1 protein-coding gene is annotated in these 234 nt (G+C 59.8%); it reads left to right on the top strand.

What is annotated here, in order from left to right; all coding sequences use genetic code 11:
• Nucleotides 1-234 (top strand): hypothetical protein (locus ACO0K8_RS22420; protein ID WP_422948868.1); only part of this gene is annotated, 234 nt, incomplete at both ends.

Consider the following 234-nt stretch of genomic DNA (forward strand, 5'->3'; position numbering starts at 1 on the left):
CTGGCACAGACAGTGCAGTGCTGGACACGACTGCGACTGCCGCACCGACGATCACCATCACCACCGATAGCAACAACGACGGCCTGATCAGTAAAACAGAACTGGGCGCAGCAACGACAGTGGCAGTCACAGTCGCCTTGCCAGGCACCGCGAAGGCAGGTGACACCCTGACGATCACCGACGGCACGACTCCGCAAAGCCATGTCTTAACCGCCGCAGAAATCACCGCTGGTA

The organism is Undibacterium sp. Ren11W (assembly GCF_049340485.1).
Classification (GTDB): domain Bacteria; phylum Pseudomonadota; class Gammaproteobacteria; order Burkholderiales; family Burkholderiaceae_D; genus Undibacterium.